This is a genomic window from Trichocoleus sp. DQ-A3, assembly GCF_039961975.1.
Lineage (GTDB): Bacteria > Cyanobacteriota > Cyanobacteriia > Cyanobacteriales > FACHB-T130 > FACHB-T130.
In genome coordinates this window covers 35,164-47,395 of sequence record NZ_JAMPKC010000034.1, presented here as the reverse complement: position 1 = coordinate 47,395, position 12,232 = coordinate 35,164, and the positions used below count along the sequence as shown (strand labels likewise).

General features: G+C 41.8%; 10 protein-coding genes. 8 read left to right on the top strand and 2 right to left on the bottom strand.

What is annotated here, in order from left to right:
• Window positions 1-1,131: 1,131 nt before the first annotated feature.
• Window positions 1,132-2,157 (top strand): DUF6745 domain-containing protein, encoded by a 1,026-nt coding sequence (locus tag NDI44_RS25950; RefSeq protein ID WP_190416034.1) that lies wholly within the window; start codon window positions 1,132-1,134, stop codon window positions 2,155-2,157.
• A 504-nt stretch (window positions 2,158-2,661) separates the two neighbouring features.
• Here NDI44_RS25950 and NDI44_RS25945 read toward each other — a convergent pair.
• Complete coding sequence (locus tag NDI44_RS25945; protein WP_190416037.1) at window positions 2,662-2,808, bottom strand: hypothetical protein; 147 nt, start codon at window positions 2,806-2,808, stop codon at window positions 2,662-2,664.
• On the opposite strand from NDI44_RS25945, the gene NDI44_RS25940 reads away from it, so the two are divergent.
• The 6 genes from NDI44_RS25940 (at window position 2,746) to NDI44_RS25915 (ending at window position 10,325) form a co-directional block, all read left to right on the top strand.
• Window positions 2,746-3,390: an AAA family ATPase gene (locus tag NDI44_RS25940; RefSeq protein ID WP_190416033.1), complete on the top strand. Its 645-nt coding sequence runs from the start codon at window positions 2,746-2,748 to the stop codon at window positions 3,388-3,390. The two genes, NDI44_RS25945 and NDI44_RS25940, sit on opposite strands and share 63 nt — an antisense overlap.
• Window positions 3,387-3,650, top strand: coding sequence for a CopG family transcriptional regulator (locus tag NDI44_RS25935; protein ID WP_190416032.1), 264 nt, complete (start codon window positions 3,387-3,389; stop codon window positions 3,648-3,650). Before NDI44_RS25940 ends, NDI44_RS25935 begins: the two co-directional genes overlap by 4 nt.
• A 956-nt stretch (window positions 3,651-4,606) precedes the next feature.
• Entirely contained in the window at window positions 4,607-6,346 is a 1,740-nt protein-coding gene (locus NDI44_RS25930) for a pentapeptide repeat-containing protein (RefSeq protein ID WP_190416031.1), read from the top strand.
• A 183-nt stretch (window positions 6,347-6,529) separates the two neighbouring features.
• Window positions 6,530-7,531, top strand: a complete 1,002-nt coding sequence (locus tag NDI44_RS25925; RefSeq protein ID WP_190416030.1) for a hypothetical protein — start codon at window positions 6,530-6,532, stop codon at window positions 7,529-7,531.
• Between the two features lie 359 nt (window positions 7,532-7,890).
• On the top strand, window positions 7,891-8,385 hold the full coding sequence (locus NDI44_RS25920; protein WP_190416029.1) for a hypothetical protein: 495 nt from the start codon (window positions 7,891-7,893) through the stop codon (window positions 8,383-8,385).
• A gap of 140 nt (window positions 8,386-8,525) precedes the next feature.
• A complete protein-coding gene (locus NDI44_RS25915) occupies window positions 8,526-10,325 on the top strand; it encodes an NACHT domain-containing protein (protein WP_190416028.1) in 1,800 nt (599 codons plus the stop codon).
• A gap of 791 nt (window positions 10,326-11,116) precedes the next feature.
• Here NDI44_RS25915 and NDI44_RS25910 read toward each other — a convergent pair.
• Window positions 11,117-11,965 (bottom strand): hypothetical protein, encoded by an 849-nt coding sequence (locus NDI44_RS25910; RefSeq protein WP_190416036.1) that lies wholly within the window; start codon window positions 11,963-11,965, stop codon window positions 11,117-11,119.
• On the opposite strand from NDI44_RS25910, the gene NDI44_RS25905 reads away from it, so the two are divergent.
• Window positions 11,854-12,198 (top strand): helix-turn-helix domain-containing protein, encoded by a 345-nt coding sequence (locus tag NDI44_RS25905; protein ID WP_190416027.1) that lies wholly within the window; start codon window positions 11,854-11,856, stop codon window positions 12,196-12,198. The genes NDI44_RS25910 and NDI44_RS25905 overlap by 112 nt on opposite strands.
• Window positions 12,199-12,232 lie beyond the last annotated feature (34 nt).

Here is a 12,232-nt window from a genome sequence, read left to right as displayed (position 1 = left end):
TCTCGATGACCGCATTGAATCCGGTTGTTTAGCAAACGCGGCAAAAACAACTTTAAGGCTAGAACCTTTGCTGAGCGAATGTTTCGACCTCTCTTTTCTGTAGAATTCAAGACATTCAAATCGTTAAAACCTTTGATGAGTAAAGCTTTCACCCAGAAAAATCTCACGATTACAACTCTCATCAGCTAAAAATCGCTGCATCTGGGCTGACTCCTATTGAGTGCGGAAGAGCAAAGGAAGCGTCGCGTATCCGATACGGGTGAAGGTAGACTCATGGAAGTTAACTGACAAACAGAACTATGACGAACTCTGCAAAACATTACCCCGAAAAGCTTTTACTTTAAAAAACCCTGGTCAGTATCAGAGGAAAGCTTGAAGTCCAAAAACTGTGAATAACAATCTATCCGGTTCGCGTAGTGCTGATATTTGCCGCCCTTGTAAGCCTCCGAAACGCGATTACTATTGTTGCAGTGCTTCTCGGGGCTAAATAATCTCGTTCATTGTCCGGTCGGGCTTACTTAATCAGCGGTTTGGTTTCTCATAGCAACTCCACCTAAACAGTATTTGGTTGGGCGAATCCAGCAACAGTGAAACGCTCATGAATCCGTTAGCCGCTGAGAGTAACTCCACCGAAAAGAGTCCTTTTAGGTGGAGTCTAAACCCCTCATTTTGGCATATTTAATGCAGTAATTGAGTAATGCAGTAACCTGACCGTTATCTCTTTTGTCCACGAGAAAGGGGCAGTACAAGATCCATGTCAGCTCTGCATTTCGCACACTGACTAGCTATCAGAAACAGAAGAAATACAGGTAGTTGACGGCGATCCACAGCGTTCCCTCTTCCGCTGGTTCGCCTCTATAAACACTCCAATCCCTGCCACTGCCCTTATAAGTTCTGACAAGCTACTTGAACAAATTTCAGTCTTGGCTGACTCCGTTGATTTCCTAGTAGTTGATGGAACAGGCAGTTTAGCTGAATCGATAACGAACACGCTGAGATCAGCGCTCAGAAATTCTAACCAACTGTGCCTGCTTAATTACGCGCTCAGCATTGTATCAACGACTTTTTCGGCGTTCAAGCCTAAATCTAGTTTGAAGTAAAATCTGTAAAACATTTCAGTTTACTACAACCATGTCGCCCAATAATCTTGAAAAACCTACGCCTGAGCAAGAAGCACTGATTCCTGTTTATCGGGAAAAGTGGAGGCAAATTGCTGTTTCTACTCAACGTCTCGCTCGGCAAAAAGCTCGTAAGGCTATTAAAGCTGCTTATGTTCTCATTGGTGAAGCCGAACCGGAAATTATTTTTTATGATAGCCCGAAGGCTGCTTTAAATACAGTTATTCAGTCTCAACTCATTAAAAAATTTGATGGTTTACTCGTCGCTCAATTAAGAGATTCCCCCAGGCTTCACTGGTTTGATAAAATCTGTTATTACTTGTATAAGCTACAAATCAGTCCGGTAAGAAAACAACTTAGAAATAAAATTATAAATGAATTTTCTAACCCCTTATATGAGCGCTTTTTGGCAAAGATAAAAGTCCCCCTCGAAAGCCAAATTACCGGACAACTCTTTAATAAAGAGCTACTAGATACACCCCTAAGAGAATACGATTTAGACAGGTTGATGATAATTAGAGATAGGGATGGATTGTGGGAGCGAATCGAAGATGAAATAATCGCTCAACTAAGATGGCATTTAGAGGGCAAACTAGAGTGGGAAATCCTAAATCAGTTATCTGAGGAATTAGGACAAAAGACTGTGTTAGAGAAGAAATTGAAACAAAAGTTGGATTGGCATATAGGCAGAGCCTATATAGAACAACAAGAAAACTATCGAAAAAACGATATAAAAAAACAATATTTAAAACCAAGCGGGGGAGCATTACATCTCAGGTCATGGGCAGTCAGCGGGAGCTGGATGGACTATGCTATTTCAGTCTTAAATGTAATTTATAACTCTGAACAATGGGAAGTTTATCAATCGCTAGTCAGCCATTGTGGTTGGATTTTTCCCTATGAAGGAATTTGCTTGGTATGTGAGCGCCCCACTAAACTTTCATTTGATAGCGATTATCGCCTCCATGCGGAAGGGGAACCTGCTATTGAGTTTGCTGACGGGTATCGCCTGTACTATCAGCACGGCGTAAACCAATGAACTCAATTTTTAGCCAAACTACACTTTGTTGCGAGTTGATAATGATGTCGAGATGAAACCAAATTGTTGTGTTTTGTTCTTTTAAAATAAAAACTCATGCACTTAGATGAATCTTTATTTGAGCCGAGTTGTATGGCGACTTGATCGGCTGGGACAGTCTCTCAAACATTTACTGACGCTGCTTGAAGATTTCAATACCTTTGGCATCAGAATAGACTTGTCAATCTAATCGAAGTAATCGATACCACCACGAGTGACGGCAAATTAGTGTGCGTGCATCTTCGGCGCGAACGACTGGTCGTCGCGCTTGCGCTTCGCTCTTATTTGAAAGACAGATCATCCGAGAAAGAACGGACGCTGGATTAGCCGCTGCTAGAGGTAGAGGCAGAGAGGTAGCCAGAAAGAGCAGCATAACTCTAAGAAAAATTCCACTGATTAAGCTTGTAGATCCTTCGTCCGATACTATTGCTGACATCTGCAAACAGTTAAGAATTAGCTGCTCAACTATAGATCGCCGTCGTGCCAAGTTGAGTAAGCGAGACCCCCAGTTCTGGCATACTGGATGCAGTAGTTGAGTAATGCAGTAACATGACCGTCATCTCTTTCGTCAATGAGAAAGGGGGCAGCACGAAATCCACGTCTGCTCTGCATTTCGCCTACTGGCTAGCTACCAAAAAAAAGAAAAAAATACAGGTGGTTGACGGTGATCCACAGCGTTCCCTCTCTAGATGGTTCGCCTCTATGGAAAGTCCAATCCCTGTGACTGCCCTAATAAGTCCTGACGATCTACTTGAACAAATTCCAGTCTTGGCTGAATCCGTTGATTTCCTGGTAGTTGATGGAGCAGGCAGTTTAGCTGAATCGACAAGAGCGATTCTATTTCGCACGGACTTAGCTGTAATCCCCTGCCAACCCAGCAAGTTAGACCTGGATGCCGCAGCCGACACTGTGAGATTGATTAAACAAGCTCAGTCAGTTCGTGGTGGACTACCCAAGGCAGCAGTATTTCTCAGTCGCGCTCAGAAAAATACTCGATTAAAAACTGAGGCGATCTCTCTGCTTGAAAAGATCCCTGACTTAATATCCCTGAAAACAATCATCCACCAACGGCAATCAACCGCCGATGCTTTTGGTCAATCAGCGACTGTATGGGACTTACCTGGTCCCGGAGCGATCGCAGCAACCGGAGAATTTGAGCAACTATTCAAAGAAATTCTGAGGCTGGTGCCATGACCAAAAAACGCAAGCCTCTAAACGATGACGATAACCTCGCTAAGCAATTTGTTTACGGAGAACCAATCACTCCCCTACTTAAACAAAATAATCCTCAAGAAGTTGAACCTCCACCCAAGGAAGCTACAATCAGACTCACGGTAGACCTAGCCGAATCCATGCACAGAAAGCTATCAATTCTGGCAGCGCGAACTGGGAAGAAGAAAGCCGAAATCGTCAGGGTGCTTTTAGATGAAGCGCTGCAAGATGTAGAAGATTGATTACTGCATTACTGCATTACTGCGATACTGTTTAAACTTGTTCTGATTAGGAAACAGAAATTTTTAGCTAAAGCGTGATCGCCCTCAATTCTGGCAGAAACTGAGTAACCCAACTACAAGACTATAAGACTATGTCGAAGATCCCAGAGTGCGATCACGCTTTAGCTCAATTTCGCGATCTTTTTATAGTGTGTGCCGTGCATTCCACGGGAGCGGATAGCGATTGCTGTCTCGACTTTCGGCCCTCCTGACAGGTGAAGCTAGAATTCGGTGTACCGAATTCTAGAGAGCGCTCGCTGTCTTGATCTCCAACTCCTTGCTGAATCAGAGGAATTGTGGACACCAGAGGGAATGAGGTTTGTTAAGGGGGGAAATATAGCCTCTCTATCATTAGAGGCAAAGTAGTGCCTAAATTTCCACATAATGTGCCTTGTGGCATTTTTCCCTTCAACTGATTAACACTACACCCGTAGGACAAAGCGCTCAGTTAATGTTTTTGCTTTTTTTCACCTTGGTTATGAGATTGTCCGCAGTAGGGACAGAAGCGACGCTGGAGAGACATAATCGGTTCATTGGACCTCTTGCAGAATTAAGATGATGCGGCTAATTTGAGTTCGTAATTACACCACATTTATTAATTCCCTCATGACACATAGATTAAAAAATGGGTAATGAGACATGTTGAAACTGGCTTTGAGGTGGGTTGTGTCAACTCCAGAAAATTGTCTTGTAAACGGTCGTTTAAAATATTTACCTCTGAGAATTTATAAAGCAACTGTTGGCTAGATGTTAAGCCTATTCTCTGCATCAAACTTAAGTGAAGCTGCAACAAAAAGCTAGTGTCACCAAGGCTTGATAATCCTCACTAGCCTTTGGGTGTCTTTGTCTTACTGCTTGATAAAGCCATAGGCATAGGCTATGCTCGGCAAACAATCAAACTAATTGGCTTGTGTTAGATGGCAAATGAGGAACACCTTAACCTGTTCAGGCAGGGGGTAAATATTTGGAATAAGTGGAGAACGAAGAATCCTGAAATCAAGCCCGATCTTAGATGGCTTTACTTCATTAATGCTAACTTCAGTAGGGCTAACTTAAGTGGGGCTAACCTTAGTGAAGCCAATCTTGATGCGGTTAACTTTAGAAAATCCAACTTTAATGGCGCTATCCTCAAAGAAGCTAACCTCAGTGGGGTTGTTTTCAAGGAAAGTGATCTTAATAAGGCTATCTCTAATGGTATAAAAATGGAGATATTTGGTTTTATTGATGGAAATGAGCCTGTCATGGTTGACTTAAAAGAAATTGACCTTGATGGAATTAATCTCAGTGAAGTTGATCTTAGTGCGTCTTATTTCATGAATGCTAATTTCAAAGAAACCAACCTTAGCAAAGCAAATCTTACTAAGACTAATCTGAGCCAAGCTAACCTTGTTGAGGCTACCCTTACAGAAATTAACTTTAGCAGAGTTAACCTCAGTGGTTTTGATTTAAGTGGATTTAACCTAACTAGAGCTAACTTCAGCGAAGCTAATCTCAGAGGGGCTAATTTTAGCGATGCTAACCTCAATGCGGCTGACTTTAGTAAATCTGATCTTAGCAATGCTAACTTTTTCCAAACTATTTTAATTGAGGCTAACTTTATTGAGGCTAATCTCAGCAAAGTAGAATTAAGTAAAGCTAATCTTAGTAGGGCTAACCTCACTAAGGTTAATCTTAGTAGAGCTAACCTAAGTAGGGCTAACCTCGATAGCGCTAACCTCAGCGAAACATTATTAATCGCAACTCAAGCTTTGAATGCAAATTTTAGTAATACGATACTTACAGGAGCTTGTATAGAAGATTGGAATATTAATTCTGATACAAATTTTGAGAGAGTTTCGTGCAAATATGTTTATCTGCGACAAGAACAACAAGAACGTCGCCCCAGTAGTGCTTATTTTGCACCAGGAGAATTTAAAAAGCTGTTCCAAAAAGTTTTAGAAACTGTTGATCTAATTTTCCGCGATGGTGTGAACTGGGCTGCATTTCTTGCCTCATTCCAAAAGCTACAAGTTGAGTGTGGCAGCGATGAGCTATTTATCCAAGCCTTTGAAAATAAGGGTGATGCCTTTGTCATCCGAGTAGGCGTTCCACTTGAAGCGGATAAGGCAGAGATTGAGAAGTTATTAAAGCGGCAGTATGAACTCGAAACTCAGCTCGAAGCCCAAAAGCAGTTAACACAGGCTAATTATCGGCACTGTGCTGACCTAAAGGAAATTGCTATGCTGTTGGCTGGCAGAACCATTAACGTTGAAGCTACAGCTGTAGCGGAGAGCCAATCTATGTCAGAAGCTTACCAATCCAAGTACGACCAGCGTGGAGCCAACATTGGAAGTAATGTTGACACAGCGCGGGATAACGCTCGTGTGCAATCCATCCTCAATAACTATGCACCTGAGCAAAGACAAAGTCTTTTAGATGCAGCAGCGGAGATTCAGCAGCTCCTACAACAACTGGAGCAGTCTTATCCCACTAATACCCCATTGGAGAGACAGGCGGTAGTAACAGAAGCAATTAGGCACATAGAGAGTAATCCAACCTTGAAAGCACGGGTAATCGGAGCGCTGAAAAAGGCTGGCACTGAAGGTATAAAAGAGCTAGTTGACCACCCGCTTATCAATATCTTTTTAGCGGCTGTGGAAGGCTGGCAGGAACCCTGAATCTTTGCTACATCTCACCATTCAGTCTAATCCTCTATATGGTGACAGCGATTTATGACATTGATAGGGCAATCATTTTAGGGATGATCTATATACTCTCTCTAAAAGAAATTGGGATGTCATCATATGTGATTAATGTAGCACTAGTCGATTTATGTAAAGAGTAAAAGCAGGTTTAATAAAATGTCTGATTCAGTTCTTATTCTGCCAAGTTCTTATGTTAATAAAAACAATTTAAATACAAAACTAATAGATGATACCCCTTATTATAAAAGAACACTAGAGTTAGTTGGTTTATTGTTAGATGTAGGGGCAGTTGTCATAAATCCAAGCACTGGGATTTTTGAATTTACCCCTTTTATTAACTCTAGTATTCATCCCAATATTTTTATTGGTAGATTATTAGGTTATATTGCAGAGGGGATAGTTGTGCGTGCTTGTAATGAAAGTCTTAGTGCTAATAGACGTTGGGCTAATATTGCTAGAGTTTTAAAACAAGAACCTAATTATTTGATAAATGTGTTTAATAAAATATTTTATGAATCTTTTCTGGATAACCCTGATAAATATAAAGCAATAGGAACTGGTTTTGCAAAAACTGCAAAAGATCGTGGGCATTTATACAATCCCCAAAGCGATCGTGATATATGTTGGATTCACGGATTTGATGATGCCAAAGAACTATTAAGTATCAAAGGGATTAAATTAAACAAACAAAGACACGCAGGATTACAACTTAAAGTAAGTATTAAACAAAATGCTTGGTATGTAGTGAATTACTTTTGTGCAAAGCCTTACTTTAAGCTTTATCCTGTTGTTTATTTTGATTTAGGCAATGATTTTGATTATGTGAGACAACAATTATTAGATATAATAACAAGCAAAAATAGTAAAAAGAAAGTATCAGAAAACTCTATTCTAAATCCAAATATTGTTTTTAATGGCTTTAGTAAGGACGAAATTATTCAAACTATGTTGATTAGGGGCAAAGATGTTCATCCTTCTTTGCATGAAGAATTAGAATTTTATAGGCATACTCTAGAACAATTAGTTTCTGGCAAAATAAGTTTATTTGACTTCAATGATGATAATGTAATTATTTCCTTAATGACAGAATATTTAGCCGTGAAAAATGTTATGTCAAAAAATCCTAATCAGGAAAGTATTCTTAATTTAAGTATCTAAAAATGTCCTGTCCTACGAAGTTAATAAACCTATGATCGCCGATTGAAATTAGTCACCATCTGGTCACGGGGTACGAACGTTGTCGAAGAATAGAACGGCTGTGACCCTTGCTGGATAAGGGCGTACCCGTTCATGACAAAAAACTTTGCCTAAATTAATTGTCTCTACTAGAGCCTTCGATTGGAGTTGAGAGAGGATTCTCCTTCAAGTCGTCATACATACATTTCTCAACTAGCGATCGCACTGTGTCAGATCCGTCTGTACATCGTCATATCCTGATGTCCCAGAAGACATGGCGGACATTGCAAAGTCTATAGAGTAAAACCGATATAGTGGTTTTCAAGTTCTGGAGTCTAGGGATGTCGAGCGAGCGTCTGCGCGAAGTTGAAGAATTTTTGAAAATCCTGCGAGACCAACAAAAGTCTTTAGAGCGAGAAATACTGTTAACGACAGGTTTACACAAAACTCAAGCGGAACAAAGATTGCAGTTGGAAATAAAACCTCGGCTCCGTGAGTATGAGAAAGAATATTGGCAGATTTTGGCATACGAGTCAGCTACAGTTGCTATCTCAGAGCCAGCGCCAGAAGTAGTCGTTGCCGAGATTGTAGAACAGGCGGGGCAACTGCAAACTAGCCAGGAATATTCTGATGAGGTTCTGGAATGGTTACAGAAAATTCATGCTGAAGTGAGCAAGCCGGGAACACCTGCGGCAGCTAAATTAAAGGGAGCGCTGTCGCTATTGCCGCCATTTGTCAGTCTGTCCTACGAAGCAGAGTTGGATACAGAGAACTTTCTGCGGACGCATTTCCCGACGTTTACAAAGTGGTCTAAGGCGCTGGCAAAAAAGTCGTAGCCCGCGCGAACACAGCGCGTCAAGGGGCAACGTCAAAATTAAGCACCCAAAATGCTAAACGGGAAGCATCCCAGGAGAAACTGCTGCAAGCCGTCACCACGGAAGTACAGGAACGGCTGGCGCAGTCGTTGCACAATGCGGTGTGGCTAATTCTGGGAATGGAGCAGCAAGACTATCGCGTGCAGCGTCCTTTCTCAGCAACCGTGGTGCAACAATCTCAATTACCGATACCCTTAAATGCCGGAACTCGAATCGTGGAGGTATTCGATAGCTGTGCTAATAGTCCCTCAAACCTGACTCGTCAGCTGCTAATCCTGGGTGAACCGGGTGCAGGTAAGACAACGATGATGCTGGAGCTGGCAGAGGATTTGTTGCAACGCTCAACGGCAGATAAAGCCGAGCCAATTCCAGTGTTACTTAGTTTGTCGTCCTGGAAAAATCCGAAACAGCCGATTTTTGAGTGGTTGTTGGGCGAGTTGAAAACGAAATATGGAATTCGTCAGGAATTAGCGCAGCAGTGGCTAGAGAAGAATCAACTGTTGCCACTGTTGGATGGGTTGGATGAGGTGGCACCTCAGCATCAAAAAGACTGTGCTGTGGCGCTCAATGCCTGGTTGACGGGGGAATTGGCACAGCGCCCTTGTGGTGTAGTGATTTGCTGTCGGCGGGAAGAGTTTGAGCAAGTGGTGCGTCAGCCGTTGAACCTGTACGGGGCGATTTATTTACAGGCATTAACTGCCCAGCAAATTGAGGACTATTTTACTCAGTTTGAGTTGCAGGATGTATGGCAGACGGTGCAGCAGGATGAGGCGTTGCAGGAGTTGCTGACAACGCCATTGTTTTTGTCGATGTTTGGTTTGGTACAGAAGCAGGGTAAGTTTTCTCTCTCTGATTGGCGATCGCGTACCACCTCTGAGTACAAAATTGAGTATTTGCTTAATACCTATTGGGATGCCACAATTACCCGCGAACTGATTATTGACCCCAATCAGAAGCAGCGAGGCATCCGCAGCAAAACCTACGGCACAAAGTCACCACCAACGCCCGAAGCAGTCCGACGATCACTTGTCTTTGCTGCAAAAATGCTCAATCGCGAATCTAGCACGGAATTGTTGATCGAAAAGATGCAGCCAACTGCACTTATCACTCGGCAGCAGAAAAGGACATATCAACTGATTTTCGGGTTGATTTTCGGGGTAATTTACGGGCTAATTTTCGGACTGATTTTGGGGTTGATTGTTGGGCTAATTTTTTTGCTAATTTACTGGCTGATTTTGGGGCTAATTTTTGGGTTAATTTTTGGGCCAATTTACGGGCTAATTTTTGGACTGGATACAATCGAACCTGTAGAAGAATTTTCAAATTCGATTCGCGAAAAACTTATTTTTGGACTGATTTACGGGTTGTTTGTCGGGCTGATTGGAGGGCTGATTTACGGACTGATTTTCGGGCTGATTGGAGGGCTGGTTGTCGGGCTGGTTGTCGGACTGGTTGTCGGGCTAATGGGAGCGCTAATTGTTGGGCTGATTTTTGGGCTAAAAGCAGATATCCAAACTCGCATTGAACCCAATCAGGGTATAAAAAACTCAGTAAAAAATATGATCATCGTCAGCGCAATTGCCTTGGTGGCAGCATTGCCCTTCAAATTCCTCCTCGAATATCTTCTTGCCAGCGTCGTTGATTTCAAACTCCTTCCAGGAATCGTCGCAAGTTCTCTAGTTATTTTAATTGGATTCAGTTCTCAGGTATCTGGCGGGGATGCCTTAAGCAAACACCTCGCCTTTCGTCTCGTCCTTGATTGGAATGGCTACGCTCCCTTACGCTATGATCGTCTGCTTAACTACTGTACCGAACGCCTTTTATTGCAGCGCGTTGGAGGTCGCTATCGCTTCATGCACAAGTTGCTGCAAGACCACTTCGCCAAAATGGATTTGAGGTGAAAGGAGGTTATAGAAAAACTGAAAGTAGAAATCGCATTCCTTCTTCTCTCAAATGCGATCACCCATTTCTTATCTCCCAACTTTGACTGCATCAGTTGCCACGCTTCACATTTACTGCTGCAACTGCTATTCGGACGATCGCCTTTCGTCGCATGAGTGCGATCGCATCGCTTCTAACGCCTCAATCTTGTTTATCATCCTAATTATTTGGATGGTGACAAACAGTAAGAATGCGAGGCTTTAACGATATATATTTATCTGCCGCTGTTCCTGAGAAATCTGTTGGGTTTTTAGATTTTGCTTCCAATTAAACCAAAATCTAAAAAAATGCCCTGACTACAAGAGCCAGGACACCGGGTAGCATCGAAAAATTAATTGCAGTCGTATTACTGCATTGAAATACATTCTAGGGTTCGTCGCTAGTTGCGCTCAGTCTTATCAAAAATTCAAGTACAGCAACTTGGGGTGATCGCATTCAGGGCAGTGATTTAAGAATTCTTATGAGATCCTTGATTGGAGTTGACAGAGGATTTTCTCCAAATCCGGAATAGCATCTTTTCCCGACTCGAACAAAATGCTCGATAGAGTCTTCTGTCCAGGGCTTGCTGGTTTGAATAACTGCAAAAGAAAGCAATCTTTATGAACGGCTAGACGGCTTTCCTATGTTTTTTTATTTGAAAAGGCTAAAAATTGAAAACTTCCGACCGGATTATATTGCCTATACACCGTCGGAAGCCATTGTGTACAATAATAAATGCATTTGCTCCTGCTGTCAATGCCATCCTCTGCTTTCAGATTAGTTTCTGTAGCCCATAAGCCACAATCACAGCAAGATCATCAGTTAACTTACATAAACCTGGCTTTAGCCCTAATTCCTTAACTTTTGTTGCACTTAGATAACCGTGAGCAGAAGCATTTCTAATAGCTTTAGCTAATTTTGCTGATTGCTCCCAAGATTTTATAGCTTGAGATTTCACAATCCAGTTTTCGATTATTTTGCGATCTCCACTGGTAACTCCTAAAAAATTCGCAAGTTCTCCTTCTTCCTTATTAAGCCATTTTTCAAGACCTGGCTTTCTCTCTGGTGAATCCAATAAGTCATATTTTGGTAAACTACAACTTTGAATAAAATCCTCAATCATTTTAGGATTTATTTTTCTTGTTTGGCAGTTTGCTAAGCCTTTAAACGCTATTTCAAACCCACTATAAGCGATTACAAGACGCCACTGAAATCCGCGTATCTTATCACTTTTGGTTCGGGATAGATTCTGACCAATAGCAGGATTTTTCCAGCCATGTGCTGATTCTAAAAGAGCTACTCCTCTACTGATAGCTTTGATTACTTTGTCTAGATGCTGTGGCTCTTTAGAATGTTCGGAGCTAAAGTGCAAAAGCCTCTTCTGAATATCAGTACACTCATCCAAGTCGTTCTTCCAAGAGTTTTCAGGATCAAGAATCTCCCAAACTTGCTTTCTTGCTTCCTTTAGTATATTTTGAGCATTTATGGGAGAGTTAAGCATCTTTTTTAATGTTTGAGAAAACTGAGGTATTGGTAATAACCCGTATATTTTTTCTATCTCTATTACATAGTTTTTTTGTTTTGCTATATATTTTTCAGCTTTACAGATATATACCGTCATTGTTCAACTCTTTAGGGTCATTCACTTGGGCTGAATCAAGAAAATCTGTTGCTACATCGTCATACCTACATTTCTCGACCGGTGATCGCACTGGTGTCCGAGAGAAAGCATCAAAGGTGTTAGAGCTAATACAGCAAGGACTCTCCTACCGAAAAGTAGCCGAGGCACTGGGGCTTTCAAAAAACACCGTGATGAGAATTGTGCGAGATTCACAAGCAGCACTGCCAAATTGAAAATAAACCTTAATAGCGCGATCACAATGTATTC

What these genes read in the sequence shown, in the direction of transcription:
- NDI44_RS25950 (WP_190416034.1), top strand. Translation starts at nt 1,132, where the DNA reads ATGTCGCCCAATAATCTTGAAAAACCTACGCCTGAGCAAGAAGCACTG.
- NDI44_RS25940 (WP_190416033.1), top strand. Translation starts at nt 2,746, where the DNA reads ATGACCGTCATCTCTTTCGTCAATGAGAAAGGGGGCAGCACGAAATCC.
- NDI44_RS25945 (WP_190416037.1), bottom strand. Translation starts at nt 2,808, where the DNA reads ATGCAGAGCAGACGTGGATTTCGTGCTGCCCCCTTTCTCATTGACGAA.
- NDI44_RS25935 (WP_190416032.1), top strand. Translation starts at nt 3,387, where the DNA reads ATGACCAAAAAACGCAAGCCTCTAAACGATGACGATAACCTCGCTAAG.
- NDI44_RS25930 (WP_190416031.1), top strand. Translation starts at nt 4,607, where the DNA reads ATGGCAAATGAGGAACACCTTAACCTGTTCAGGCAGGGGGTAAATATT.
- NDI44_RS25925 (WP_190416030.1), top strand. Translation starts at nt 6,530, where the DNA reads ATGTCTGATTCAGTTCTTATTCTGCCAAGTTCTTATGTTAATAAAAAC.
- NDI44_RS25920 (WP_190416029.1), top strand. Translation starts at nt 7,891, where the DNA reads ATGTCGAGCGAGCGTCTGCGCGAAGTTGAAGAATTTTTGAAAATCCTG.
- NDI44_RS25905 (WP_190416027.1), top strand. Translation starts at nt 11,854, where the DNA reads ATGTTTGAGAAAACTGAGGTATTGGTAATAACCCGTATATTTTTTCTA.
- NDI44_RS25910 (WP_190416036.1), bottom strand. Translation starts at nt 11,965, where the DNA reads ATGACGGTATATATCTGTAAAGCTGAAAAATATATAGCAAAACAAAAA.